This window comes from Agrobacterium sp. CGMCC 11546 (assembly GCF_013365515.1).
In the GTDB taxonomy this organism is placed as follows: Bacteria; Pseudomonadota; Alphaproteobacteria; order Rhizobiales; family Rhizobiaceae; genus Agrobacterium; species Agrobacterium fabrum.
In genome coordinates this window covers 1,047,766-1,073,796 of sequence record NZ_CP047387.1, presented here as the reverse complement: position 1 = coordinate 1,073,796, position 26,031 = coordinate 1,047,766, and the positions used below count along the sequence as shown (strand labels likewise).

Below are 26,031 nucleotides of genomic sequence, written 5' to 3'. Positions count from 1 at the left end.
GTGCCGAGGATCTAACCACGTATCGTGAAATCAATCGGTTGCAGATGCTCGGGACAGGCCCGAGCATGACGGAGGATAGGTTTTCTGACCTATCACTCGACAGGACGGTAGGCATTCCGATCCGGCCACGGCCAGCCTACCAGCACGGCCATATCCGGCCGAAAAATTTCCACCTTCAGCGGATAACAGGCCGCCATGTCACTTGAATGCGTGGCACTGCAATCGCCGCCCGGGCAGGCGGAAAGCGCACCGATGAGGTCAATTTCCGCGAATAATTCCAAATAGTCACCCGGCCGCACCGGGCTCGCCTTCATGAAATATTGGTGTGTATCGCGGGTGAAACCGGTGCACATGAAGACATTCAGCACATCATGCACATGCGGCTCGGCCTCTCGGAACGACAGGCCCCTGGCGGAAGCGAGCGCGTTTGTCAGGTTCGAATGGCAACAACGGTGATAATCGCCACCGCTCAGCAGCTTGTTGGTATAGGGATCGCAGCGGGTGCCGATCACATCATGCACACCGCCGCCATCCTCGTCGAAGCCATACCATGACAGCGTATCATGGGTGATTGTCGCCATCGGCCGCAGGGATGGCAGGTTGCTCCATAGCCGGTTGCCAACCGAAACATGGGTGGCATGCAGCGCGCGCGTCTTGCCGCTGAAAAAGCGCTCGTTCAGATCATGGGCGTTCCAGAGATTCAAATCCCCCACCTGCGGGCCTTCGATGCTGACGATACGGAAAAAATGCCCCTTGGGTACAGTGAAGGTGCGGCCGTCACGCGGGGGTATGATGACCTCATCGATCTTCTCCATGCCGTTCTTTGCTTGCACGAGACGCGCAAGGTCCGGGGCCTCCAGCGTGCCGTTCGGATAAACAACGACAGGACTGATGGCGCGGCGCTCGGCGGCATCCACGGGTTCGGCAGCAGGCATGGTAGTCATGAAATCCTCGGAGAAAGACGTTATCGACGTAATAATTGCGCCATGTCCACCCCGCTGACAAGACAGGTTTTTCTTGCGCTCAGCCCAAGCCTCACTTAGCCTCATCGATCATGACACTGCCACCACTCGCCACCCTTCGTGCTTTCGAATCCGCCGCCAGAAAGGCTAGTTTTGCCCTGGCCGCGCAGGAACTTGGCATGACAGCCACTGCGGTGAGCCAGCATGTGCGCAATCTGGAAGCATGGCTTGGGGTCGCTCTTTTCGAGCGCCACGCGCGCGGCGTCAGGCTTACCCCCGCCGGAAGGGAATTTGGCAACACGGTCTCGGGCAGCCTGCGGCAGATCGCTTCTGGCGCGGAGCGCATCCGCCGGGGTCACGACCGCATGACCGTGCGCCTTGCCAGCCTGCCTTCGGTAGTGGCGCATTTTCTCACGCCCCGGCTGCCCCGCTTCCGGGCCTCGCATCCAGACATACAGGTGTCGATCAGCTATTCCGGCGCGCAGCATACAAGCGCAGCCGATCTCACCATCGGGCATGGGATATCCTTCGGGGAAAATGCCGTGGCCCTGTTCAGCGCAGAAACACGTCCAACCTGCGCGCCCAGCTATATCGCCAGTGCTGGTCCCTTCAATGACGAGGCCAGCCTGTTACGCGCGGAACTGCTGCATGATGATACCGAGACGGCATGGAGAGACTGGTTTGCGGTTGGTGACATGTCGCTACCTTACGGTGCAGGTCCGATTTTCGCGGATTTTAATCTACTGGTTACAGCCTTGAAAGCGGGACAGGGTATCGGCCTCTGCCCGACGGCACTTCTTCGTGAAGAGATCGCCGAGGGCCAGTTGACAGTGCTTTTCGACCGGGCCGTCGATACGGATAAATATTACTGGCTCATCCGACCGGAAGAGATGACCGCATCGGCGCGCCTTCTCGCTGACTGGTTGGTGGCGGAAGCGCGCGGGAGCGACCTGACGTAGAACAAGCAGGCATTAAAAACCGCGCAAAAACAGCCCAGCCGCTAGAAGCACAATTGGAACCGCCACACCGACGATGACGCGCTGCCCTGCAACGAGAAATGCGATGAAACCGAGGGTGGCCGCGCCGATGCGCAGCCACATGGGCGACGCTTCCAGCGATCCGGTTGGAAAGACGATGAGCTTGGCGGTGACGGCCATGACCAGTGCGGTGGCGACCGCCCTCACCCAATAAAGCGCTTCGGAATCCTCTTTCAACCGGTTACCGGCGAGGACGCCGAGCCAGCGCCAGAGATCGGTCGCCAGCCAGCCGGCGATGGCGATGAACAGATACGGCGCCCACCAGTTATCGGTCATCATGGTCCGCCCTCCGGTGAGACGGGTTTGATCCGGCGGCGGAAAACGAAGCGATCGATGACGTAGGCCAAAGTGCCGCCACCGATACCGGCATAGAGAATATCGAATTCCGGCGTGACCACCGCGAAGGCGGGTCCGGCAATCACGCCGATGACGAAGGCGACCTTGACGACGGAATGGCGGGCCGAAGCCCAGATGGATGCGATGAAATAGACCGGCGTCAGAAAGAACAGCACACCCGCAACGAGCGGCGGAAACGCGGCGGCGACGCCGTAACACAGGCCAACGATGATGGCGTTGACGACCGTGAGCGTGATGCCGAAACCGGCGAACCAGGCGGCGCGTGCTTCACGCGGCACCTTTGAAAGATTTTGCGTAGCGAAGACCCAGGCCGTGATCGCGACGAAATGCGAGAGAAACAGCAAGATCCATGTCGGCGTCTTCGCACCGCGCATTTCCGGAACGATGGAGGCGACCATCGGCATCATCCTTACCGAAGACAGCGTGACCGCCAGAAAACAGGCGGCAAGGTTGGCGCCGCCGACCATGGAGCCGATCAGGATCATCTTGGCCGGCAAGGCCCAGATGACAAGCGTCATGAACACCGCTTCGCCGCGTGCCACCCCGGATTCGAGCGCAAAGGCGCTGAAACCGACGAAAGACGTCATGAGAATGAGCGAGGGCAGCGAGAAAATGCCCCGCATTCCCCGGAAGAACCAGCCGCTGAGGGGGATGACTTCGCTTTCGGCAGTCTGCATTTGAATTCCATCAGGAATGGACAGGCATGAAAATGCCGGGCTCTCGCCCGGCATTGTCTATCGGTCAAAGACCTGGACTACTTCTTCTTCGGTACTTTCGGCACCGTATTGGTCTTGCGGCGCGGCTTGTCCTCATCAGACTTGTCGGCCTCGGCCACCAGAATCTCAGCCTCATCGGCAGTCTTTGCCGCCTTGGAAGCCGTTTTCGCTTTGGCTTTCGGCTTGCCCGGCGATTTCGCCGCCTTCAGCTCGGCTTCCGGCTGCGGTTTCACGGGCGCGGTCTCCGGCAGAACCTCGAGAATCAGACCGTCGGAGCCGTCATCCTTCTTGCCGACGGTGACGCTGACGACGCCACCCTTCTTCAGCTTGCCGAAGAGGATTTCATTGGCGAGCGGCTTCTTGATGTGTTCCTGGATCACGCGCGACAGCGGGCGGGCACCCATCTTTTCGTCGTAACCCTTTTCCGCCAGCCAGGAGATCGCATCCTCATGCAGGTCGAAGGTGACGTTACGTTCGGAGAGCTGGGTTTCCAGCTGCATGACGAACTTCTGCACGACCTTGTGGATAACGGCGGTCGGCAGCGGCGAGAACGGAATGATCGCATCCAGACGGTTGCGGAACTCCGGCGTAAACAGGCGGTTGATCGCCTCTTCATCCTCACCCGTGCGGCGCGAAGAGCCGAAACCGATCGCCGATTTCGCCATTTCGGACGCACCCGCATTGGTCGTCATGATCAGGATGACGTTGCGGAAGTCGATCTTCTTGCCGTTATGGTCGGTCAGCGAGCCGTGGTCCATCACCTGCAACAGGATGTTGTAGATGTCAGGATGCGCCTTTTCGATTTCGTCCAGCAGCACCACGGAATGCGGATGTTGATCGACGCCGTCGGTCAGAAGACCGCCCTGATCGAAGCCGACATAACCGGGAGGTGCGCCGAGCAGACGCGACACGGTATGGCGCTCCATATATTCCGACATGTCGAAGCGCAGCATCTCGACACCCAGCGAGGCGGCAAGCTGCTTGGCCACTTCCGTCTTGCCCACGCCCGTTGGGCCGGAGAAGACATAGGAGCCGATCGGCTTGTTCGGCTCGCGCAAGCCGGCACGCGCCAGCTTGATGGCGGTCGCCAGCGCCTCGATGGCGATGTCCTGACCATAAACGACCGAGCGCAGTTCCTTTTCAAGATTGGCGAGAACCATCTCGTCATCCTTGGAAACGGTCTTCGGCGGAATACGGGCCATCGTCGCGATGGTGGCCTCGATTTCCCGTTCGGTGATCAGCTTGCGGCGCTTGGAGGCCGGCAACAGCATCTGTGCGGCACCTGTCTCGTCGATCACGTCGATCGCCTTGTCCGGCAGCTTGCGGTCGGAGATATAGCGAGCCGACAATTCAACGGCGGCCTTGATCGCCTCGTTGGAATATCTGAGGTGATGATAGTCCTCGAAATAGGGCTTCAGACCCTTCATGATCGCAATGGCATCATCGATCGACGGCTCGTTGACGTCGATCTTCTGGAAACGACGCACCAGCGCGCGGTCCTTTTCGAAGAACTGGCGATATTCCTTGTAGGTGGTCGAACCGATGCAACGGATAGCGCCCGATGACAGCGCGGGCTTCAGCAGGTTCGATGCATCCATCGCGCCGCCGGACGTGGCGCCGGCACCGATGACGGTGTGGATTTCATCGATGAACAGAACCGCGCCCGGAAACTCTTCCAGTTCCTTGACGACCTGCTTCAGACGCTCTTCGAAATCACCGCGATAACGGGTTCCGGCAAGCAGCGTGCCCATGTCGAGCGAGAAGATGGTATCATTCGCGAGCGCCTCCGGGACCTTGCCTTCGACGATACGCTTAGCCAGGCCCTCGGCAATCGCCGTCTTGCCCACGCCCGGATCACCCACATAAAGCGGGTTGTTCTTGGAGCGGCGGCAGAGAATCTGGATGGTGCGATTGACCTCATCGTGACGGCCGATCAGCGGGTCGATCTTGCCGTTCCTCGCCTTGTCGTTGAGGTTGACGCAATAGGCCTTCAGCGCATCCTGCTGCTTCTTGGCGGACGATCCGTCTTCCTCGGGATTACCGCGGCTGGGCTTGCTTTCGCTTTCCGGCTCATCAGCGCCACGCGGCGCGCGCGTCTGCGACGTGCCCGGACGCTTGCCGATGCCGTGAGAGATGTAATTGACCGCATCGTAACGGGTCATTTCCTGTTCTTGCAGGAAATAGGCGGCATGGCTTTCGCGCTCGGCGAAAATGGCCACAAGCACGTTGGCGCCAGTCACTTCCTCGCGGCCGGACGACTGAACATGGATGACGGCGCGCTGAATGACGCGCTGGAAGCCGGATGTGGGTTTGGAATCCTCGTCATAACCGGTGACGAGGTTGGTCAGTTCGTTGTCGACGTAATCGCTGACGGTCTTGCGCAGCGCGTCGAGATCGACATTGCAGGCAGCCATAACGGCGGCGGCATCCGCGTCGTCGATCAGCGCCAGAAGCAGGTGTTCGAGCGTCGCGTATTCGTGATGACGCTCATTCGCAAAGGTCAGTGCCTGGTGCAGCGCCTTCTCGAGACTTGGGGAAAAAGTTGGCACGTTGCGATCCTCATTTCTTTTCCATGACGCACTGCAGCGGGTGCTGGTGCTGTCGGGCGAAATCCATGACCTGGCTTACTTTCGTCTCTGCGACCTCATATGTAAACACCCCACATTCACCTACGCCGTGCTGGTGCACGTGCAGCATGATACGGGTTGCCGCCTCGCGATCCTTCTGGAAAAAACGCTCCAGAATATGGATGACGAATTCCATGGGAGTGTAGTCGTCATTCAGTAAAAGAACACGGTACAAATTCGGTCTTTTCGTTTTCGGCTTAACGCGGGTGATAACAGACGTTCCGCGGTTGGTGCCGCCGTCTTCCCCGTCGCCCTCGCCCTGCATGTAGATCGGCTTAGCGATCATCTTTCATCATTCTCCAAACTATTCTCAAACCGACAGCTGATTGCCAGGAGGGAGAACTTCGCCTCTCCATATCTAGGTCGTTAAGATGCGATTTTAAGCCCCTTGTGCAACGGTGCAATCACTATTGCGTTTGCGAAGAGGCAAACCTCGGGAAAAGTGAGGCTGTGAAGGCGGCATACGACGGAAGAGCGGAACAAACCGGCGGGAACGGCGCAACTCTAGCCGCATGCAGACCGGTTCCGTAGAGCGAATGACGCGGGCGAATCCGGTTGGCCGCCGCCAGCATCACTCCTTGTCGTCGAGCATTTCGCGAACGGCGATGGCGAGTTGCTTCAGCGAGAATGGTTTCGGCAGGAAACCGAACTTGGCATCCGCCGGCAGGTTCCTGGCAAAAGCGTCCTCGGCATAACCGGAAACGAAGATGAATTTCAGGTCGGGATAGGATTTGCGCAATTCTCGCAGCAGCGACGGACCGTCCATTTCCGGCATCACGACGTCGGATACGACGATGTCGACCTTGCCTTCCAGTTCCTCCATCACTTCCAGTGCCTCGATGCCGGAACCGGCCTCGTGCACGGTGTAGCCGCGGGTTTCCAGCATACGCTTGCCACCGCGCCTCACCGCCTCCTCGTCCTCGACCAGCAGCACGACGGCGGATTTGCCGGTGAGATCCAGCGGTTCTTCCTTCACCGGCTCCGCCGCCACGACCGGCGCGGCAACCATTTCGCCATCCTGCCCCATCACCTGAACGACCTCGACCACATGGCGCGGCAGATAGATGCGGAAGGCGGTTCCCTTGCCCACTTCCGATTCGGGGTAGATGTAACCACCCGACTGCTTGACGATGCCATAGACCATCGAAAGGCCAAGACCCGTGCCCTTGCCGACTTCCTTGGTGGTGAAGAAGGGTTCGAAAATCTTGTCCATGATTTCAGGCGGAATGCCCGTGCCGTTATCGGCGACTTCCACCATGACCATGTCTTCGGCCGGGAATTCGGGACGGCCAAGCGCTGCGATTTCCTTCTCATCGACGTTGCGCGTCCTGATGGTGATTTTGCCACCATCGGGCATGGCGTCGCGCGCATTGACGCAGAGATTGATGAGCACCTGCTCGAATTGCGAAAGATCGGTCTTTACCGGCCAGAGATCACGGCCGTAATCGACCTCAAGCTTGACATTGGTGCCTGATATCAACCGGTCGACCAGCATTCGCAGATCGCCGATCACGTCGGTCAGGTTGAGGACGGCCGGACGCATCGTCTGCTTTCGCGAGAAAGCGAGAAGCTGGCGCACCAGCACGGCGGCGCGGTTGGCATTGCGCTTGATCTCCATGAGATCGGCAAAGCTCGGATCGGCGGGCCGCGCCTGCAGCAGAAGATGGTCGGACGACAGCAGGATGGCAGTGAGAACGTTGTTGAAGTCGTGGGCAATGCCGCCCGCCAGCGTGCCGACCGCATTCATCTTCTGGGTCTGCGCCATCTGGGTTTCGAGCGCCTTCTGCTCGGTCACCTCGATGGCGTAAACGATCGCCACTTCTTCCGGGGCCTCGTCGTCCTGGTCGATGACGGCGTTGACGTAGAAACGGAAATGCCTGGTCTCGTCGCTCGGATGGCGGGAATCGAACGGTGCGATATCCCCCTGGCGATCCTTGGCTTCGGCCAAAGCCTGTTCCAGCCGCGGCTTCTCATTGTCGTGAAGAACGGTTTCGAGTGCCACGCCTCGGTCGATATCGTCACGCCCGACGACGCCGGAAAAGAGCTTGAGGAACGGCGCGTTGATGCGCAGGATGCGGCCTTCGCCATCAAGCGAGGCGATCGCCATCGGCGTATTGTTGAAGAAGCGCGTGAAGCGCATGGCGGAGGAGGATTCCGTGTCCTCCTGCCCCTTCGGGCGCATCAGAACGATCGTCCGGCTCTCACCCGGCGCGCCATCCTTTGCCGTAACCTGATGCACGAGGCGGGCCGGCATGCTCTGGCCGTTCACCCGGCGCATGTCGAGATCGAGGATTTCGGTGCGCTTGGCCGTACCCTGCGGATGGACGGAATCGATCAGCGCCATTCCCTCGCCGGCGACGATATCCGAGATGGTCATCGAACCCGGCGAAAACTGCGCGAGATCGATGCCGAGCCATTCCGACAGGGTGGCGTTCAGATAAACGATCTCGCCCTTGCGGCTGGCGGAAAAGAAACCGGCAGGGGCGTGATCGAGGTAATCGATGGCGTTCTGCAATTCGCGGAAGAAACGCTCCTGATCCTCGCGCTCCGGCGTGATGTCGGCGATCTGGAAAACGTGCAGCCCCTCGCCGCCCGCATCCTTCAGCACCCGGCCTTTCAGCCTGTACCAATGCGGCCCCGCGCCAGTATCATCGCCGAGCGGTTTCAGCAGCCGGAACTCCTCGTAACCGTCGCGGCCTTCGCGCAGCACGTTGATGAGACGATAAAGCGCTTCGGTCGATTCGCGGCTGCGCGACAAAAGCGTCTCCAGGCTCTGGATGTCGCTTGCCTTCGTGGTCCCGCTCATGCGGCAATAGGTGGCGTTGGCATAGACCATATGCCCCTTGGCATCGGTGATCAGCGTGCCTTCGGGGTGGGCCGAAAGAAACCGGCGGGCAAGGCCGTCCGATTGCGATTGCGGCATCACCTCGATGAAGCCGATGATCGACGAGACGAGGAAGAAGATGCCCATCATGGCCAGCACACCGAGAATGCCGAGCACGATTTCGTTTTCCAGCGAATCCTTGAAATAGACGAAGGCGGCCGCCGCCGCGATCAGAACCAGCGCCAGAAGCAGAATGCGCAAGACCGTGCCGGAACGGGCACGCCTGTCCACCAGCGGAAGGTCGTTGTCGCTTGTCTCGCGCACCCGTGTCATCTTGGCCTCGCAGTCGTGCAGGTCGTCATTCGGTCAGCCTTATTTCCTCGACGGAATCGGGCAGCAGAATTTGTTGTAGCAACTCGCTTGACCGTCAAAAAGCTCCGCTACCACACAAAGGCTTAAAAACGCACAGCGAAAACAGCCTGAAAGCGGTATAAATGCCTCAGAGACTACCGTCTCGTACAGCTCAGCTCTTTCACCTGGCATTGAATGCGGGGCGCGGAGCAGGCGATCTTGCCGTCAGCGACAGTGCAGACCGAGCATCCGTCCGTGAAATCGATGCAGGACGGATTGTCCCGCACGAAGTCCTTCATAGTGGCGGAAGTCTCCAATGCTTTGTCTTCCGTCGCCGTTGCCTGGTGGGGAGAACTGAAAATCGGTAGCAACAAAAAAACAACTGCAATGAGACGTGGCGCAGGAAACCCGTCTACGCGCGATGCCTTGACCATTCAGTCTCTCCCGACGCGAAAGGATTGCAACCTTCATTGCCTCCCAGCATTGAAGGAGAGGATATGGCGTTTTGGTGGCGTCGTTGCGATCGACGCGTCTATCCTGTGGGGCGAAATGAATAAACCTTGTATCGCACTTAAAAAAATCGTCTTTTCCTGTTTCGCGTTCACACTATAAGAACCACGGCAATATTAATTGTCCAAGAAACTGAAATGCCAAAAAATCTGAAGGGATGATCTCCATGATGGAAGATTTTATCGGCACCTATGGCAACAATCTCATCGTCGCCGTTGTCGGTGTGGGTGTGGCGCTTCTCGTTCTGGCGATCGCTTTGTGGCTCCTGCGCAGGCGAAGCGGTTCATCGCCCTTCATCCGTGGTGGTCGCAACCGGCAGCCGCGCCTGCAGGTTCTCGACGCGACGGCCGTGGATGCGCGCCGCCGTCTGGTTCTCGTGCGTCGCGATAACGTCGAACATCTGGTCATGATCGGCGGCCCGACCGATATCGTCATCGAAAGCGGTATCGGCGCGATCCCGATCGTCCGGGACTTGCAGGAGCCGGAACTGAAGGCACTGCCGCGCCAGGAAAGCGAACAGAAGAGAGCCGAACCGTCGATCCCGCAGGAACGCCGCGCCGCCCTGCCACAGCAGCCTGTTGTGGCCGCAGCTCCGGTTTCCGCCCCCGAAGAACCCGTCAAGCAACCGCAGCGGCCGGAGCCGTCCAAGCCGGCACCCGTTTCGCGTCCCGCACCTGTTGCGGCTACAGCTGCCCCCATGCCACCACGTCCATCGACACCACCGCAACCCGTGCCGCCCGCGGCAATCTCGCGGGAGCCCGCTCCGCCGGCAAGGCAGGCCGCACCCGAGCGGACCCGCCCCGCGCCGCCGCCTATCCCAGCGGCAGCCGTCCCGGCCGCAACCGTCCTGCCCATGACCGCTGCATCACTCGATATGCCAGCGGTACCAGCAGAGCAAAAGCGAGCCGAGCCTCTCGTACAGGCTCCGGCCCCAGCACCCGTCGCGCCGCCGATCCCCGCCCAGATGCCCGAACAGGCAAAGCTAGCGGAAGAGCGGCCCGTGGAGCTTGCCCCGCCGGTCTTTGCAGCGCGAGAGCCGGTGATCGACCAATCCATCGCCGCCGATTTTCTCGACGCTGCCCGCGACCGGGTTCTTCCTGACCTGAAGCCGGGCCAGAATACATCGCCCGCTCCTTTTCCGCCGAGGCCTGAAAACCCGCCTGTGGCTTCAGCCGACGCTGAACCGAAATTTTCCGATGAACTCGCCAGCGATTTTGAGAGCTTTCTGGAAGCAGAAATCGCCAAGAGCAAGGAAGCGGATAATGAACCTTCCGTTACGCCTGCGGCCGACAGGCAGGTCAAAACGCAGCCTACCTCTCCGCCTGTCACCGGCGCTTCACCGGATGGAGACGTGCAGAAGGAAATGGCTCGTATCTTCGGAGAGCTTTCCGTCACCCGTGATCGCTGACGGGCGGGTATCTTCCGAAACAAAATTCACGACACCAAAAAGGGCACGGAAACAATTTCCGTGCCCTTTTTCAATTGATGCGGTTTTTAGCCTGTTGGCGGAAACGCCCTATTCGTCGCGATAGACTTTTTCGCGACGCTCGTGACGCTCTTGCGCCTCGATGGAAAGCGTTGCGATGGGTCGAGCATCCAGACGCTTGAGGCCGATAGGTTCGCCCGTCTCCTCACAATAACCGTAAGTGCCGTCGTCGATCCGCTGAAGGGCTGCATCGATCTTCGAGATCAGCTTGCGCTGACGGTCGCGGGCGCGAAGCTCGATCGCCCGGTCTGTTTCGGAAGATGCCCGATCAGCGAGATCGGGATGGTTGGCGCTTTCTTCGGCGAGATGTCCGAGCGTCTCGCGCGCTTCTCTCAGGATATCATTTTTCCAGGCTATGAGCTTCGCGCGAAAATATGCACGCTGGCTGGCATTCATGAACTCATCGTCTTCCGAGAGCACATATTTGCTAAGATCGATCTTCTCACTCAACGCGATTCTCCTCGAAGAACATCTCAATGCGGCGGTGTATACTCCAATGATATAGGCCGATTCAAGTCTACAGATCAGTTTTCAGGCATTTTTAAAACTGACACAAAAATCATCTAAATGACTAATTTTTATCCTTTATTCGTATTGAAGCGATTTCTTCTTCAATCACTTCAATGCGACTTACCAACAGGAAAGAGGACTTGCGGTCCTGCAACCCTATCCTGTAGCATTCAGTCCGTGTCCTGACATTCGAACGCCGGTCCCCGCCCTTGACAGCATCTTTCCCGACCCGAGTTTATCTTCTGCGCCACGCCAAGGCCGCCTGGGCGGCGCCGGGAGAACGGGATTTCGACCGGGGATTGAACGAGGCCGGCTTTGCCGAAGCGGAGATCATCGCCGACCTTGCCGCAGACCGGCGTTACCGCCCCGATCTCATTCTGTCGTCTACGGCCGCGCGCTGCCGGCAGACCACCCAGGCCTGGCAGCGGGCTTTCAACGAAGGCATCGATATCGTCTACATCGATGAGATGTACAATGCCCGCAGCGAAACCTATCTGTCGCTTATCGCCGCGCAAACGGAAGTGCAGTCGGTGATGCTGGTGGGGCACAACCCTACCATGGAGGCGACGCTGGAGGCCATGATCGGCGAAGATCTGCTGCATGCCGCCCTGCCCTCGGGTTTTCCGACCTCAGGTCTTGCGGTTCTGGATCAGGACGACAGCGCGGCAAGCGGTAAAAATCGCTGGCGGCTGATCGATTTCCTTGCGCCCGGCAAATAACCGCCGCCGCGTGCAACAAAGGCGTCGGGAAGCAGCGCTGCCGAAAATCCGCTGGAGCGCTTCTTTTTTGGGCAGCCGCAACTTCCTATATGCAGCCGTGACCGTGAAACACAGCCAGGAAACTGCCATTGCCGCCTTCTCTTACGTCCCTGACAGACAGCGCGCTTATCGCTTTCGATAATCTGGCCGACCGCGCGGGCAACCTCACCCATCCGACATTGCGGCTTGGCGTCACCGGCCTTTCGCGCGCGGGCAAGACGGTGTTCATCTCCTCCCTCGTGCATAACCTGCTGAATGGCGGCCGGTTGCCGCTGTTCGAGGCCATGCGATCCGGGCGCGTCTCCAATGTGCGTCTGGAACCGCAGCCGGATGACGCCATTCCGCGCTTCCAGTATGAAGACCATATTCAGGCGCTGGTGCGTGACAGGCTCTGGCCGGATTCGACACGGGCGATCTCGGAACTGCGGATCACACTCGATTATCAGAGCGCCAGCGGCTGGGGCCGGTGGTTTTCGGCCGGCAAGCTCTCCATCGATATCGTCGACTATCCCGGCGAATGGCTGCTCGACCTGCCGCTGCTGTCGCAGGATTACATGCAGTTCAGCGATGCAACTGTCGCACTTGCCGGAAGCGGCATTCGTGCAGAACTTGCGCAGGAATGGCTGGCGATCGCCTCCTCGCTGGATATCAACGCCCCCGCCGATGAAATGACGGCGCGGCGGCTGGCGGAAAGTTTCGCGGCCTATCTGAAGGCCTGCAAATCCGACGAAAGGTCGCTCTCCACCTTGCCGCCAGGCCGCTTTCTGATGCCTGGTGATCTCGAGGGATCGCCGGCGCTGACATTTGCGCCCCTGCCGGGCCTGACCGACGAAAAGGCACCGAAGGGCTCGCTGCGCGCCATGATGGAGCGACGCTACGACGCTTATAAATCGATCGTGGTCAAACCCTTCTTCCGCGAACATTTCGCCCGTCTCGACCGACAGATCGTGCTGATCGACACGCTGCAGGCAGTCAATCGCGGCCCGGAAGCCGTGCAGGATCTGGAGCGGGCGCTGGGCGATGTTCTTGCCTGCTTCCGCCCTGGCACAAATAGCATACTGTCGTCGCTGATCCGTCGGCGCATCGACAAGGTGTTGATTGCCGCCACCAAGGCCGATCATCTGCATCATGAAAGCCATGACCGGCTGGAGCGCCTGACCCGCCGTCTGGTTGACCGCGCCATTACCACCATCGGCATGAACGGCGCTGGCATCGAGGTCATGGCGCTTGCCTCCGTGCGCGCCACCAGAGAGGCAAGCGTGCGCCAGGACGGCCATGAACTGCCCGTTATCGTCGGCACGCCGATGGCCGGTGAAACCATCAATGGCGAGATTTTCGACGGTAATCGCAAGACGGCGATCTTTCCCGGCGATCTGCCAGAGGATCCGCAGCCGCTGTTCCGCAGCATAGACCAGGATGGCGACAAGGCGACACTGCCTGACGTCAATGTCGTGCGTTTCCGCCCGCCCAATATCGACGAGCCGGGCAGCGGCGGCATTCGGCTTTCCGTTCCCCATATCAGGCTCGACCGCGCCATGCAGTTCCTGTTCGGAGACAAGCTCGCATGAAGGCTCCCACACAAAACGATCCGCAGACACGCCGCCCGGCGGCTTTCACGCTCGAGACCGAGGAGGCGGCACGGCCGTCCGCCACACAGAAACGCGCGCCCCGCAGCTTCGACGCCGAGATTTCGCTGACGCCGGACGAGGATGATCCGTTTCTGGCGCCTGCGGATATCGACGCCGCCGCATTACCGGTGGCGACGCCGAAGAAAAGCCGCTTCTCCTTCGGCAAGCTGGCGCTCGGGGCGCTTGGTGTCCTTTTCTCGCTCGCCTTCGGGCTCTGGGCGGATCAGCTCATCCGCAATCTGTTTTCCCGCTCCGACTGGCTGGGTTACACCGCAACGATCGCCCTTATCGTGGCGCTTTTCGCGGTTCTCGCCCTTGTCGGCCGCGAGGTCTTCGGCATCATGCGGCTCAACGCCGTGCAGTCTCTCAAGGCCGACGCTGAAACGGCCAGCCTCGACAAGAGCCCAAAACCCGCGCGCGCCATCGTCACCCGCCTGAATGCAGTTCTCTCGCACCGGGCCGAAACGGCAAAAGGGCGCGCGGCGCTGAAGGAAACGGAAAATGACGTCATCGACGGTCCGCATCTGATCGAGCTTGCCGAACGAGAATTGCTCGTGCCGCTCGACAGGCAGGCCCGTGCCCTCATTCTCAACTCCTCCAAGCGCGTGTCCGTCGTCACCGCCGTCAGCCCGCGCGCCGTGGTCGATCTCGCTTATGTGCTGTTCGAGGTGACGCGGCTGGTGCGCGCCATGGCGGAGCTTTATGGCGGCCGCCCGGGCACGCTTGGCATGCTGAAGCTCCTGCGCGATGTCGTCGCGCATCTTGCCGTCACAGGCTCGATTGCCGTGGGTGACGGACTTGCCCAGCAGGTTCTCGGTCATGGCCTCGCCTCGAAACTCTCCGCCCGTCTCGGCGAAGGCGTCATCAACGGGCTGATGACGGCGCGAATCGGCATTGCCGCCATGGATCTTTGCCGTCCACTGCCGTTCAGGGCGGTGAAGCGGCCGGGCATCGGCGATTTCATGTCCGATCTCACGCCCGATTTAAGCGGCGGAAAAAACGCTGAAAAAGCCTGATCTGCCGTGCATTGCCGGTTCAAAAGGTTACGGACGAAGCCGCAAATGAGCGCGAAATAAACCAAGCATTAACCATTCCGCCGGTAGATTGCAGCCTATCGAACAGGCTTCTTCGCCGGGGAAAGTATCATGTATTCGCGCTTCTTTTCGCTTATGGGCGGACTTGCCGCCATTTTGTCCGTCAGCGGTGGTTTCGGCATGTCTGACGTCCATGCAGCATCGCGCGATCGCGACGACGTCTTCTTCCGCTCGGTGGCCGGCAGCTGGAAAGGCCCCGGCGAAATCGTCGCCGGTAAATACAAGGGCACAAAATTCACCTGCGATCTGACGGGCGAACCGCTCGACGACAAGCAGACCGGCATCAAGCTCGGCGGCACCTGCCGCGTTGGCGTCTTCAGCCAGCCCATGTCGGCTGTCATCAGCCAGAAAGGCAACAGCTACGAGGGCAAGTTCCTCGACGGCGCTGCCGGCAAGGGCCTCGACATCACCACCGGTCAGGTGAGCGGCGACAAGGTGGTCGTCGGTATCAACCGCGCCAAGCTCAACGGCGCCATGGTTGCCCGCGTCTCGAACGACAATTCGATGAACATCACCATTTCGGTCAAGGTCGCAGACCAGATGATCCCTGTCATCGGCGTCACGCTGGCGCGTGATATCGACCAGATCGCCGTCGGCTCGATCAAGCCGTAAAAGCCATAATCTTCTCAGTCATCGCCGAGCCGGAGTGTCCACCACTCCCGCTTTTCGTTTGCGCGGACAATGCCACTCCTGTCCGCCTGCTGGAGCCATTGCCGCACCGGCTTTCCCTTGACCTCAAGATCGGGCGCGATGTCGGCAAGCGGCATCAGCACAAAAGCGCGCTCCGTCATACGCGGATGCGGCACCTCGATGTTTTCCGTAACGATAGCCTCATTGCCATAAGTCAGCACGTCTATATCGATGGTGCGCGGTCCCCAGCGTTCCGTCCGCACCCGCTTCATGCCCCTTTCGATATCGAGGCAGAGTTGCAGCAGCGCCAGCGCGGTCAGCGATGTCTCGACCAGCGCACAGCAATTGAAGAAATCCGCCTGATCGGTCTTTCCCCAGGGCGGCGTGCGATAGAGGCCGGAAACGGCCTGCACCCGGCAATCATCATGCGCGTCGAGTTCGCGCAGCGACCGCGCCATGGCAGCGGCGGGATCGCCGATATTGCCGCCGAGGCCCAGTGCGGCGACAGTCGGCTTTTCAGGCGCGATGTTCAACGCTCACCTGTGCATAATCGAGAATGCCGGGAACCGGTGCCGAGGGTTTACGCACCGTGATCTTCAGCCAGACGATTTGCGGATAACGCGCCCGCAGCGCCTTGGCGATGTCGTTCGCCAGCGCCTCGATGAGATAACGGCGCTGCCCGACGACGCTTTTTTCGATGACGGCAAAGGCCACGCCGTAGTCGACGGTATTTTCGATATCGTCGGTTTCCAGCGCATCACCCGCCTCGACTTCCATCTCGGCATCGACAAAAAAGCGCTGGCCCAGCACCTCCTCCTGCTCGAGAAGGCCATGACGGGCGAAAAAGGAACAGTTTTTCAGGATGATGGTATAGCGGCTCATCGCATCGCCTCCATGGCAGGATTGTTTCGCCTGAAAGCCGCGCCATCTTCGGGACACGGCATTCCGGCACTCGTTGATCTACGCATCGGCCTTTGCCGACGCTTTTGCAAGAACCGCATCGGCAATAGCCAGTGCATCGCGGGTCGCGGCGACATTATGCACCCGAAAAATCGAAGCACCCGCGAGCCTCAGGATCGCAGTGGTTGCAGCCGTTCCGATATCGCGTTCCTCTGCCACATCCCTGCCCGTCAGCGACCCGATGAAACGCTTGCGCGACGTGCCGGCAAGAACCGGCAGGCCAAAGGCGGCAAGTTCACCGAAACGGGCCATCAGCGCGACATTTTCGCTTTCATCCTTGGCAAATCCAAAGCCGGGATCGAGCACCACGGCATCAAGGGCAATGCCCGCAGCCTCGGCGATTTCAAGCGAGCGATTGAGGAATTCAAACTGATCGTCGATGACGTCGGCAAGCTTCTGCCGGTCACGGCCGGTATGCATGATGCAGATGCCGGCGCGTGTGGAGGCAACCACACCCGCCATATCAGGATCCTTCTGCAGGCCGAAGACGTCATTGACGATATGAGCACCGGCGCCGATTGCCAGCCTTGCCGTCGCGGCGCGATAGGTGTCGACGGAAATCAGCACATCGGTCTCGCGGCGCAATTTTTCGATGACCGGCAGCACCCGGTCCTGTTCCTCTGCCTCCGTGACCGCGGCAGCACCCGGCCGTGTGGATTCGCCGCCGATATCGATGATGTCGGCTCCCTCCTCCACACAGGTCAGCGCATGGGAAAAAGCCGCATCGACGGCAAGATAACGGCCGCCATCGGAAAAGGAATCAGGCGTTGCATTGACGATGGCCATAATACGGCCACGCCCATCAAGTTTCAGGGAGCGGCCATGGGCCGCTTGCCACGCGTTGCTGCCGACTGTTATCACGTAACACGCGCCTTTCGGGAATAACGGAGTGTTATGTCAATTCTTATAAGTTCCGCTCCGCCTATGCAGCAAACCTTTTTCAAGTTCAACCGGAAGGCCGGGTCATGACCAAATCATCAAGCGCTCTCTGCGCCGTTTTCGCAGGCGTATTGGCCCTTTCCCTGTCCGGACCGGCTTTTGCCGAAACCATCGTCCGCAAGACCTATTCATATTTTTCGGTCAGCGGCAAAACCGCAGCCGATCTTGACCAGCAGCTTTCCAAGCACGGCCCGTTGACCCGCAATACCGGCGCACGCCATCCCGGTGCGACCGAGATCAAGTTCGGCGGTGAGCTCACCTATGTCGAAAAAAACGGCATGTGCAGCGTCGGCACGGCCAAGGTGCTCCTGAATACCCGCATTCTGCTGCCGCAGTGGAAAAACCGCCGCCGTACCACGGCGGAACTGGCCTTCATCTGGGATACCCTGCTTGCCGACATCAAGCGCCACGAGGAACGCCACGCGGAAATCGCCCGTACCCATGCCCGTTCGCTCGAAAGGCAATTGACGTCGCTTCGCCCGCAGAAAAGCTGTGAAGTGCTGCAGGGAATGGTCGGCAAGATCACCCAGACAGTGATGGACGAGCACGATCGCGACCAGATGCGCTTCGACGTGGTGGAATCGAAAAACTTCGATGCCCGCATGACCCGGCTGTTGAAAAACCGGCTGGAACAGGGCCAGGCCCGCCGCTGACGGTTGTTGGCAGCCCTTCCCAAATCTCGAGGAACAACAGGGACATGACGTAACGTCATGTCCGATATCACCCGTGAATTCTCGTCATGGTGCGGCCGGCAAGACTCATTGTAGCTTGTTCATACGGTTTGGAATGGTTGCGGCCCACGGCGGTCCGACGGTTGCAACCGTCTCCGGTTCTCCCGGTGCGCACTTGAGGGCTCGCAGGTGTTTCCTCCCTCGCCTGCATGCTGCGTACCCGCCTCGCCCCGCTCCCCACTACCAGGTGAGCGGGGCTTTTTCTGCGCGGGGCAGTGCCGAAAGTTCTCAGCCCTGGCGTTCGGGAACATGAACAACGAGACCGTCAAGCTCGTCATTCATCTTGATCTGACAGGAAAGCCGCGAAGTGGGACGAACCTCGAAGGCGAAGTCCAGCATGTCCTCTTCCATCGGCTCGGGTCCGCCAACACGCTCTGCCCAGGCATCGTCAACATAGACGTGGCAGGTGGCGCAGGCGCAGGCGCCGCCGCATTCCGCATCAATGCCGGGAACGGAGTTGCGCACTGCATTCTCCATGACGGTGGAGCCGTTGCTCACGTCGAGTTCATGAGGCGTGCCGTCAAAGGCAACGATGGTGAGTTTTGTCATGCCGGAAATCCAAAATGTGATCTGAGAATTGTTCTAAACACATAGAAAGGCCGACCCGCCTTGGCAACCCGCTTCGGGACACACAGGCTGAACCGGCCTTGCAAAATGGCAAATTTGATCGCTCGCGGCTCAGCGGCAGAGCTTGAGGATAAAATTTTCAGCTTCGACAATAGCTGCAGCGAGTTTTGCGATCAGCGCGCTATCATTGCCCTTCTCCTCCACCGCTGCCGCGGCCGCGGAAACGGCGGAGGCGCCAACGGCCTGCGCCGATCCCTTCAGACGGTGGGCGGTGGCCGTAACGGTCTTGTTGTCTGCGCCCGCCATTTCATGCAGGGCTGCGCGGGCACTGCGGCTGAACAGCTGGAGCACCTCGATTTCCAGATCCTTGTCGCCCATCGTCTGCTGTGCAAGATGATCGAAATCGATTGGCTTCTTGCTGACGGCAGGTGCACCGCCGTAATTATCGGGAGCTTCGAAAACAATACTGACCGCTGCCATGGCTGGAATCCTGTCTCGCCGTTTCCTGTTTCATGTCACATATGTGTCGTATTCACGCATGCTGGCGGCTGCTATCGGCTTAAATTACGGCGTGACGCAGGCGAAAATCTTCTGCTATGGTTAATTTATGTTAAACTTATGCGAAACAAGGCGTTCAGCGTGAAACTCAGGTTTAAAAACTGTTAAAAAGCCGACGGTTCGCCGCCGTCGCAAATCCGCATTAATTGTTTCGAACACCTAAATGTGTCACTACGGTACTGCCGTTCTCGCAGGGCTTAAGCTCAAGCTTTGTTATTGCGGCACAGTGATGTAATTTCGCCCGAAAGCTGGACCACCAGCAATTCGGGATTTGGTAAATGGCGGAGCTGCTCTCTCTTGAGGGAAAGTTTCGTTGGCATGATGGCGGCAGTCCGCTTGCTGATCGCAAGTGGGTCAACGGCATGAAGCCGGGCGTATGTGTAACGAGGCGTAACCGCATGGCGAATAACAAGATCAGCGACTCTGTCGACGAGACTGCATTTCAGGCATTGGAAGATGCCTTGCAGCTTGGCGCTTTCGAAGAAAAGCCGGAGACGCGGAAAACTGCAAAGCCGAAGCAGCCGGAGGCCAGAGTGAAGGAAGCAAGCAGACAGACCCCTGCTCCCGAGGCTACCCGCGCGCCTGCCGAACAGACGCCCAGATCGCCCAATCTCGAAGCCGCAAATGACGGCTCCAAGCGCAGCCCGGCGATGATCCTGAAATCGCTGGAAGGCGGCTCCATCGGCGGTGCATTGCGCAACGCCACGATCATGTCGGTGATCTGGGCACTCGGCGGCCTTGGCATCGCACATCTCCTTTACGGCAATGCGCTGTGGAGTATCGGCTCGCTCGCCGATCTCACCGCGATCCCCGGCCTGATGGCGATCGTCGTCGGCATCCTCGTTCCCGTCATGCTGTTCTTCGCCTTCGCGATCATGATGGCGCGTGCCCGCGATCTGCGCAACGCTGCCCGCTCGATGGCCGAAGTTGCCCTTCGCCTTGCGGAACCGGAAACGGTAGCGTCCGACCGCATCATGTCCGTCGGCCAGGCGGTTCGCCGCGAAGTTTCGGCCATGAATGACGGTATCGAGCGCACCATTGCCCGTGCGACGGAACTCGAAACCCTCGTGCATTCCGAAGTCAACGCGCTTGAGCGCAGCTATGCCGACAACGAATTGCGCGTGCGCAGCCTCGTGCAGGAACTGACCGCCGAGCGCGACGCCATCGTCAACCATGCCGAGCGCATCCGCTCCTCTATCGTTGGTGCGCAGGAACAGATCAAGGAAGAACTGTCCATCGTCGGCGAAGAGCTTTCGATGCGGATCGCCACGACCGGTGAAGCTTTCGCCTCGATGATCGATACGCGCTCGGCCGCGCTGCTCGAAAAATCGCGGGCCTCGACCGAAGCGATGGGCAGCCTGATCGCCGCCAAGACAGAAAATCTGCTGCAGGCGCTGAACTCCTCCGGCTCGACGATATCAAACGAATTCGACATGCGCCTGCACAATCTCACGTCGACGCTGGACGAGCGCGGTGAAGTGCTGCTGGAGCGTTTCGCGATCCATGCATCGACGCTGGATAGCGGTGTGGAAAGTCTCAACAGCGCGCTTGAGGAGCGCACCCGCCAGCTCAACGAGACGCTGTCCACGCGCTCGCTGGAACTCAACCGCAATATCGAACGCGGCCAGCAGGTGATCGGCGGTTCGCTGGATACGGTTCTCGACAAGCTGTCCACGACACTTGAAGAAAAGGGCCTATCCTTCCGCCAGAGCCTGCAGAGCACCGCCGACGATGCGATCATGGATCTCGATCTTCGCTCCGGCCTTTACGAAGAGCGCATGCAGGCGACGGTCGGCCAGGTCAATTCGGCCTTCGACGAGCATGTGGCGCAATTTGCCAGCGCCTTCGACCAGCGCGCCGGCAGCCTCGACAGCAAACTGATGGAAAGCCTCGCCCGGATCAACGAAACCGTTGCCGGCGGCTCCGAAGCGCTCGACACCATGCTGACAAGCGGTCTTGAGCGCATCGGCAGCACCATGACCGACCAGTCGCTGGCGCTCGCAACCGCGCTTGGCACGGGTCAGGAAATGCTGGAAAGCGCGCTTGAAAGCCGGACCCAGGCCTTCAGCGACGCCATCGGCAAGCGCACCGCCGAAATTACAGATGCCTTCACCAATTCGCACGCGAAGATCGATACCGTTCTGGCGGAACGCAGCAACGCCCTGTTCGGCGCGCTTTCGGCCAGCCAGGACCGTTTCGACGAAGCACTCGCCAGCCGTTCTCTCGCCATTACCGGCTCGGTTTCCGGCACGGCCGAACACCTTGCCGCAATGCTCGATGAACGCGCCGCCGCGATCAACAGCGTCGTTGCCGACGTCGAACGTCGCCTGACGGAGACGCTCGAAACCCGCGCCGCAGCCATCACCGGCGCTGTCTCCGGCATCGAGGACCGCATCTCCGACACGCTGGAAAGCCGCACGGCTGCCCTGCATGATGTCGTTTCCGGCGCAGAGAGCCGTATCGCCGATACGCTTGACGGCCGCACCGCCGCTCTTTCCAGCGCGATTTCCGGTGTCGAGGAACGTATTGCCGACACTATGGACAGCCGCACGTTGTCGCTCGACATGACCTTCGCCAATGTTGAGGAACGGCTTTCCGAAACGCTCGACAACCGCACCTCCGCTCTGACAGGCATTGTTGCAAGCGCCGAAGAAAAGATCGCCGGGGCGCTCGATAGCCGCACGGCCACCTTCGGTGACGTGGTTGCCGGCGCTGAAACCCGTATCGCCGAAACGCTTGATGGCCGCACCGCAGCGCTCAATGCCGTGGTTTCCGGTGCCGAAGAGCGCATCGCGGATGCTCTCGACAGCCGTACCATGGCGCTCGACATGACCTTCTCGGGCGCCGAGGAAAAGATGGCCGAAGCGCTCGACACGCGTACCGCAGCCCTTGGCGAGCTGGTGGCAAGCGCCGAGACCCGTATTGCCGGCGCGCTCGACAGCCGCACGGATTCGCTGAAAACCGTCGTTTCCGGCGCGGAAGAGCGGATCACCGATGTGCTCGACAGCCGCACCATGGCGCTCGACATGAGCTTCTCCGGCGTCGAGGAAAAGATCACCGATATTCTCGATGGCCGCACCGCCGCCCTGCAGAGCGCCGTTGCCGGTGTTGAGGACCGCATTGCCGGTGCGCTCGACAGCCGTACGGCTGCCCTTTCCGGCATCGTGTCAGGCGCGGAAGAACGCATCGCCGAGGCGCTCGACAGCCGCACCCTGGCACTCGACATGACGATTTCCGGTGTCGAAGAGCGGATCGCTGAAGCAATGGATGCGAGAGCCTCGTCGCTTTCGCTTGCCGCTGCCGGCGTCGGCCAGCGTCTCGAAGCCACGGCCTTCACGCTTGAGAATGCCCTTGCCAGCGGTCACGAGCGGCTGGAAACCATGCTTGGCTCGCAGGCGGAGCGCATTGCCGGTTCGCTGGAGCGCAATAGCGGCCTGATCGAACAGAGCGTTTCCGGTGCCGCCAACCGCATCGAAAACGTTGTGGAAGATGGCAGCAGCCGTTTTGCGCAGACGGTGGAAGAAGGCGTCTCGCGCCTCGAAAACAATCTGTCGCAATCGCACGAAGAAATCCGCACCGCGCTTGACCAGCGCCAGGCGGACCTTGCCGCGACGCTCAGCGCCGCCACCACCCAGATGGGCGACATGCTCTCCGAGCAGGCGATGATGATCGGCACCACTGTCGCCTCCAGCGCCAGCATGCTCGAATTGTCGCTCGAAACCCAGCAGGACACGTTGCAGAAGGCAATCGATGGCAGTGCTGCAACGCTGGAGGCGCGTCTTCGCAACAGCGCCGGCGACATTGCCGTCAAGATCGGTGAAGCCGCCCGCGAAATCGGCGGGGCGACCGACGCCCTCTCCACCCGTATCGAAACCTCGATCGGCAATGTCACCACCCGTCTCGACGAGACCGGCGCCCGCATCGAGACCTCTCTCGACGCCCTCCAGACCCGCGTCGGCGGTGATCTGGCCAACGTCAACAATTCGATCGAAGATGCCGGCCGCCGCTTCGCGGATGCGCTGGAAGACAAGACGGCCGTGTTCGCCCGCACCAGCGACGAGGCCGCCGAACGCATCACCGGCATTCTGGACGAGCAGACGACCCGCGTCGCAGACACGTTCGAAAACCGCACCAGTCGTCTGGCTGAAACCTTCGATGCCGGCACGGCCCGTATCGACGAACGCCTCGGCACCATGGACCGGGCGCTGACCATCGGTCTCGAAAACGTCAACCGCACCATCGAAGGCAAGGCGAGCGATCTCGCCGTCAGCTTGCGCGGCGCCGTTGTCTCCGCCACCCAGAACATCGGCGACGAAGCGGCTCGCTCTTCCGCCCTGCTCGCCAAGTCCGGCTCGGAATTTGCCGAACAGGTGCAGGCGCAGAACGAGGCCTTCACCAAGGCCATCGAGGAACGTTCCGGCGAGATCGTCAATCGCATCTCGGATGCGCAGACCCGTCTTTCCGGCCAGGCCGCTGCCGTCGCGCAGACCTTCTCCGAAGCGGGCAACATCATCGTCAACAAGGTGGCCGAAGCTGAAGCCGTCGTCCGCTCCCAGGTCGGCGTCATCTCGGAGACACTGACGAGTGTCGAATCCGCCCTCGATGCACGCGGCGAATCGATCCGCTCGGCGCTTGATAACCGCACCCGCGAACTCAACTCGATGCTGGCCAGCCGTTCTGCCGAACTGTCGCGCCTGATCGAGGAGAAGGCGAAACCGGTCGTCGACGAATATGCCACCATCGGCCGGGAAGCCGCCGAAAAGATCGTTTCCGCCGCCCAGCAGAGCGCAGAGCTTCTGTCGCAGAGCAACAGCGGCATGGTCGGCATGGTGGAACAGGCGATCAGCGATTACGCCGCCGCCGGAACGGATGCAGCAAGCAAACTCGTCGCCGCCACCCGCCAGAGCACCGACATGCTGTCGGAAACCCATACGGCCATGGCGGACGCCGTCGAACAGGGTATCGACAAATATGCCCGCTCGGGCAGCGATGCGGCCAATAAGCTCGTCGCCGCCACACGCCAGAGCACGGATATGCTGTCGCAGACCCATAACAGCATGGCCGAGATCGTTGAGCAGTCGGCGACCAACTTCAACGCCGCCGTCGAGCGCGCCGCACAGGGCTTCGGCGCGGCAGATGAAGCGCTGAACGCCTCCGCGACCCGCTTCTCGGAATCCGCCTCGCAGGCTGCCGACATGGTCTCCAGCTCCAGCCGTCTGCTCGAAGGAAAGATCGACCGCCTGTCGAATATTTCCGGCCAGACACTGGCGCAGGTCGCCGGCATCGTTGGCCGCTTCGAGGAACATTCGAAGGTGCTGAGCCAGGCGTCCGAACTGCTCAATGCGGCACAGTCGAGCCTCGTCGGTACGCTGGAAGAGCGTCAGGACGCACTGCGCAGCCTGTCGGTCGGCCTCGTCAAGCGTTCCGAAGAAATCGAAACCGCCATGCGCAACGTCGTCGGCGTCGTGGAAAACACCCTCAACGAGGCCGAGGAGCGTTCACAGAACGTCGCGGGTAATCTGCGTGACAATCTGCAGGCCTCCTTCTCCGATATCGGCCGCTCGCTCGACGAGACCGAACAGCGCGCCCGTTCGGCGGCACAGACCATGCGGGGCGCCCTGCTGTCTGCCGGTCAGGATGCCAGCCGCTCGATCGAAAGCACGCTGTCCGACGCGCAGAAATATTCCGATGAGCTGGTCAACCGCCTGCGTGGTGGAGTCGAATCCTCGCTGTCGGAAGTCGACAATCTTCTCGGCAGTGCCTCGGAGAAATCCAATGCCGCCGCCGCCAACCTCAAGGAAACGCTGCGTCAGGCCGTCGAGGAGGCTGTTAGCCGCTTTGCCGGTGCGACGGACGAAATCCGCCGTTCCAGCCACGATATCCGCCGTGAGCTGGATGCGACCCGCGCCGAACTGAAGCGTGGCGCATTCGACCTGCCGGAAGAAGCCAAGGAAAGTGCCGCCGCCATGCGCCGCGCCGTTTCCGAACAGATCAAGGCCCTGCAGGATATTTCGCAACTCGTCGGTCGCTCGACCCACCAGATGGAAGTGTCCGAACCCGTCGCCCGTGCCATCGCCGCAACCCAGCCCGCCGCAGAACGCCGCGTCGAGCCGCGTCCGCAGCCTGCGGCAGCCGCTCCGGTGCAACAGCGCCCGGCACAGCCGCAGCCTGCCCCCGCATTGCGTGGCACACTGCCGCTTGAGAACCGTCAGGTCGAAAACCGTCAGGCACCCGCCCCGGCGCAGCCGGTCGCAACCAACCCGGCCGGTCGCCGGGAAGAAGGCGGCGGCTGGATCAGCGATCTGCTACGCGGCGCGTCCCAGGAGACGCCAGCAGCATCTACACCGCGCGCCAGCACTGAGCAGCAGCCCACCCGTGCGGCCGACACCCGCAATCCCCGGCACATGGTGGAATCGCTGAATTCACTCTCGGTCGATATCGCCCGCGCCATCGATCACGATGCCTCCGTGGAACTGTGGCGCCGCTATCAGCGCGGCGAGCGCGACGTCTTCACACGTCGCCTCTACACGCTGAAGGGCCAGACGACGTTTGACGAGATCAAGCGCAAGTACGAACGCGAAGCGGAATTCCGCACCGCCGTGGACCGCTACATCACGGATTTCGAGAAGCTGCTCGCCGACGTAGCCCGCACCGACCGCGACCGGAGCGTCACCCAGTCCTACCTCACCTCCGATACCGGCAAGGTCTATACGATGCTTGCCCATGCGGCGGGCCGGTTTAATTGACAGAAAGGTAACGCGGAGGGGAATCTCCTCCGCGTCACCC

At 60.6% G+C, this 26,031-nt stretch carries 21 protein-coding genes; 9 read left to right on the top strand and 12 right to left on the bottom strand.

Annotated features, from left to right (window positions below):
- Window positions 1–92: 92 nt before the first annotated feature.
- On the bottom strand, window positions 93–944 hold the full coding sequence (locus GSF67_RS05375) for a DUF1989 domain-containing protein (RefSeq protein WP_035215194.1): 852 nt from the start codon (window positions 942–944) through the stop codon (window positions 93–95).
- Window positions 945–1,054: 110 nt separating this feature from the next.
- On the opposite strand from GSF67_RS05375, the gene GSF67_RS05370 reads away from it, so the two are divergent.
- Window positions 1,055–1,921: a LysR substrate-binding domain-containing protein gene (locus tag GSF67_RS05370; protein WP_006312554.1), complete on the top strand. Its 867-nt coding sequence runs from the start codon at window positions 1,055–1,057 to the stop codon at window positions 1,919–1,921.
- Between the two features lie 12 nt (window positions 1,922–1,933).
- Here the strand turns inward: GSF67_RS05370 and GSF67_RS05365 are convergent, their stop codons facing one another.
- From GSF67_RS05365 to cckA, 5 genes are all read right to left on the bottom strand, one after another.
- Window positions 1,934–2,278, bottom strand: coding sequence for an AzlD domain-containing protein (locus GSF67_RS05365; RefSeq protein WP_006312555.1), 345 nt, complete (start codon window positions 2,276–2,278; stop codon window positions 1,934–1,936).
- On the bottom strand, window positions 2,275–3,033 hold the full coding sequence (locus GSF67_RS05360) for an AzlC family ABC transporter permease (protein ID WP_006312556.1): 759 nt from the start codon (window positions 3,031–3,033) through the stop codon (window positions 2,275–2,277). Before GSF67_RS05360 ends, GSF67_RS05365 begins: the two co-directional genes overlap by 4 nt.
- 77 nt (window positions 3,034–3,110) lie before the next feature.
- Window positions 3,111–5,621: an ATP-dependent Clp protease ATP-binding subunit ClpA gene (gene clpA / locus GSF67_RS05355; RefSeq protein ID WP_006312562.1), complete on the bottom strand. Its 2,511-nt coding sequence runs from the start codon at window positions 5,619–5,621 to the stop codon at window positions 3,111–3,113.
- 10 nt (window positions 5,622–5,631) lie between these two features.
- Window positions 5,632–5,985 (bottom strand): ATP-dependent Clp protease adapter ClpS, encoded by a 354-nt coding sequence (gene clpS, locus GSF67_RS05350; RefSeq protein ID WP_006312564.1) that lies wholly within the window; start codon window positions 5,983–5,985, stop codon window positions 5,632–5,634.
- Between the two features lie 285 nt (window positions 5,986–6,270).
- A complete protein-coding gene (gene cckA, locus GSF67_RS05345; RefSeq protein WP_006312566.1) occupies window positions 6,271–8,856 on the bottom strand; it encodes a cell cycle histidine kinase CckA in 2,586 nt (861 codons plus the stop codon).
- Between the two features lie 237 nt (window positions 8,857–9,093).
- Here cckA and GSF67_RS05340 point away from each other — a divergent pair, with 237 nt between their 5' ends.
- Complete coding sequence (locus GSF67_RS05340) at window positions 9,094–9,486, top strand: hypothetical protein (RefSeq protein WP_176072008.1); 393 nt, start codon at window positions 9,094–9,096, stop codon at window positions 9,484–9,486.
- A gap of 55 nt (window positions 9,487–9,541) precedes the next feature.
- Window positions 9,542–10,792, top strand: a complete 1,251-nt coding sequence (locus GSF67_RS05335; RefSeq protein WP_006312569.1) for a flagellar biosynthetic protein FliO — start codon at window positions 9,542–9,544, stop codon at window positions 10,790–10,792.
- A 108-nt stretch (window positions 10,793–10,900) separates the two neighbouring features.
- Here the strand turns inward: GSF67_RS05335 and dksA are convergent, their stop codons facing one another.
- The gene (dksA, locus tag GSF67_RS05330; RefSeq protein WP_006312570.1) at window positions 10,901–11,320 is read right to left on the bottom strand and encodes an RNA polymerase-binding protein DksA; all 420 of its coding nucleotides are present in this window, start codon (window positions 11,318–11,320) and stop codon (window positions 10,901–10,903) included.
- 302 nt (window positions 11,321–11,622) lie between these two features.
- Between dksA and GSF67_RS05325 the strand changes: the two genes are divergently transcribed.
- The 4 genes from GSF67_RS05325 (at window position 11,623) to GSF67_RS05310 (ending at window position 15,472) form a co-directional block, all read left to right on the top strand.
- The gene (locus GSF67_RS05325; protein ID WP_046033539.1) at window positions 11,623–12,099 is read left to right on the top strand and encodes a histidine phosphatase family protein; all 477 of its coding nucleotides are present in this window, start codon (window positions 11,623–11,625) and stop codon (window positions 12,097–12,099) included.
- 128 nt (window positions 12,100–12,227) lie between these two features.
- Entirely contained in the window at window positions 12,228–13,706 is a 1,479-nt protein-coding gene (locus GSF67_RS05320) for a YcjX family protein (protein WP_006312572.1), read from the top strand.
- A complete protein-coding gene (locus tag GSF67_RS05315; RefSeq protein WP_006312573.1) occupies window positions 13,703–14,782 on the top strand; it encodes a YcjF family protein in 1,080 nt (359 codons plus the stop codon). Before GSF67_RS05320 ends, GSF67_RS05315 begins: the two co-directional genes overlap by 4 nt.
- Window positions 14,783–14,911: 129 nt before the next feature.
- Window positions 14,912–15,472, top strand: coding sequence for a hypothetical protein (locus GSF67_RS05310; protein WP_006312574.1), 561 nt, complete (start codon window positions 14,912–14,914; stop codon window positions 15,470–15,472).
- 14 nt (window positions 15,473–15,486) lie between these two features.
- Here GSF67_RS05310 and folK read toward each other — a convergent pair whose 3' ends face one another.
- The 3 genes from folK to folP form a co-directional block, all read right to left on the bottom strand.
- Window positions 15,487–16,023, bottom strand: a complete 537-nt coding sequence (folK, locus tag GSF67_RS05305; protein WP_006312575.1) for a 2-amino-4-hydroxy-6-hydroxymethyldihydropteridine diphosphokinase — start codon at window positions 16,021–16,023, stop codon at window positions 15,487–15,489.
- The gene (gene folB / locus GSF67_RS05300; RefSeq protein WP_006312576.1) at window positions 16,007–16,372 is read right to left on the bottom strand and encodes a dihydroneopterin aldolase; all 366 of its coding nucleotides are present in this window, start codon (window positions 16,370–16,372) and stop codon (window positions 16,007–16,009) included. Before folB ends, folK begins: the two co-directional genes overlap by 17 nt.
- A gap of 78 nt (window positions 16,373–16,450) precedes the next feature.
- Window positions 16,451–17,236, bottom strand: a complete 786-nt coding sequence (folP, locus tag GSF67_RS05295) for a dihydropteroate synthase (protein ID WP_006312577.1) — start codon at window positions 17,234–17,236, stop codon at window positions 16,451–16,453.
- 179 nt (window positions 17,237–17,415) lie between these two features.
- Between folP and GSF67_RS05290 the strand changes: the two genes are divergently transcribed.
- Window positions 17,416–18,042, top strand: coding sequence for a DUF922 domain-containing Zn-dependent protease (locus GSF67_RS05290; RefSeq protein WP_006312578.1), 627 nt, complete (start codon window positions 17,416–17,418; stop codon window positions 18,040–18,042).
- Between the two features lie 306 nt (window positions 18,043–18,348).
- On the opposite strand, the gene GSF67_RS05285 is transcribed toward GSF67_RS05290, so the two are convergent.
- Window positions 18,349–18,669: a 2Fe-2S iron-sulfur cluster-binding protein gene (locus tag GSF67_RS05285; RefSeq protein WP_006312579.1), complete on the bottom strand. Its 321-nt coding sequence runs from the start codon at window positions 18,667–18,669 to the stop codon at window positions 18,349–18,351.
- A gap of 129 nt (window positions 18,670–18,798) precedes the next feature.
- Complete coding sequence (locus tag GSF67_RS05280; protein ID WP_006312581.1) at window positions 18,799–19,167, bottom strand: Hpt domain-containing protein; 369 nt, start codon at window positions 19,165–19,167, stop codon at window positions 18,799–18,801.
- 476 nt (window positions 19,168–19,643) lie between these two features.
- Between GSF67_RS05280 and GSF67_RS05275 the strand changes: the two genes are divergently transcribed.
- Window positions 19,644–25,991 carry a hypothetical protein gene (locus GSF67_RS05275; RefSeq protein WP_006312583.1) on the top strand — a complete coding sequence of 2,116 codons (6,348 nt, stop codon included), beginning with the start codon at window positions 19,644–19,646 and terminating at the stop codon, window positions 25,989–25,991.
- Window positions 25,992–26,031 lie beyond the last annotated feature (40 nt).

What these genes read in the sequence shown, in the direction of transcription:
- GSF67_RS05375 (WP_035215194.1), bottom strand. Translation starts at nt 944, where the DNA reads ATGACTACCATGCCTGCTGCCGAACCCGTGGATGCCGCCGAGCGCCGC.
- GSF67_RS05370 (WP_006312554.1), top strand. Translation starts at nt 1,055, where the DNA reads ATGACACTGCCACCACTCGCCACCCTTCGTGCTTTCGAATCCGCCGCC.
- GSF67_RS05365 (WP_006312555.1), bottom strand. Translation starts at nt 2,278, where the DNA reads ATGATGACCGATAACTGGTGGGCGCCGTATCTGTTCATCGCCATCGCC.
- GSF67_RS05360 (WP_006312556.1), bottom strand. Translation starts at nt 3,033, where the DNA reads ATGCAGACTGCCGAAAGCGAAGTCATCCCCCTCAGCGGCTGGTTCTTC.
- clpS (WP_006312564.1), bottom strand. Translation starts at nt 5,985, where the DNA reads ATGATCGCTAAGCCGATCTACATGCAGGGCGAGGGCGACGGGGAAGAC.
- cckA (WP_006312566.1), bottom strand. Translation starts at nt 8,856, where the DNA reads ATGACACGGGTGCGCGAGACAAGCGACAACGACCTTCCGCTGGTGGAC.
- GSF67_RS05335 (WP_006312569.1), top strand. Translation starts at nt 9,542, where the DNA reads ATGATCTCCATGATGGAAGATTTTATCGGCACCTATGGCAACAATCTC.
- GSF67_RS05315 (WP_006312573.1), top strand. Translation starts at nt 13,703, where the DNA reads ATGAAGGCTCCCACACAAAACGATCCGCAGACACGCCGCCCGGCGGCT.
- GSF67_RS05310 (WP_006312574.1), top strand. Translation starts at nt 14,912, where the DNA reads ATGTATTCGCGCTTCTTTTCGCTTATGGGCGGACTTGCCGCCATTTTG.
- folB (WP_006312576.1), bottom strand. Translation starts at nt 16,372, where the DNA reads ATGAGCCGCTATACCATCATCCTGAAAAACTGTTCCTTTTTCGCCCGT.
- folP (WP_006312577.1), bottom strand. Translation starts at nt 17,236, where the DNA reads ATGGCCATCGTCAATGCAACGCCTGATTCCTTTTCCGATGGCGGCCGT.
- GSF67_RS05290 (WP_006312578.1), top strand. Translation starts at nt 17,416, where the DNA reads ATGACCAAATCATCAAGCGCTCTCTGCGCCGTTTTCGCAGGCGTATTG.
- GSF67_RS05285 (WP_006312579.1), bottom strand. Translation starts at nt 18,669, where the DNA reads ATGACAAAACTCACCATCGTTGCCTTTGACGGCACGCCTCATGAACTC.
- GSF67_RS05280 (WP_006312581.1), bottom strand. Translation starts at nt 19,167, where the DNA reads ATGGCAGCGGTCAGTATTGTTTTCGAAGCTCCCGATAATTACGGCGGT.
- GSF67_RS05275 (WP_006312583.1), top strand. Translation starts at nt 19,644, where the DNA reads ATGGCGAATAACAAGATCAGCGACTCTGTCGACGAGACTGCATTTCAG.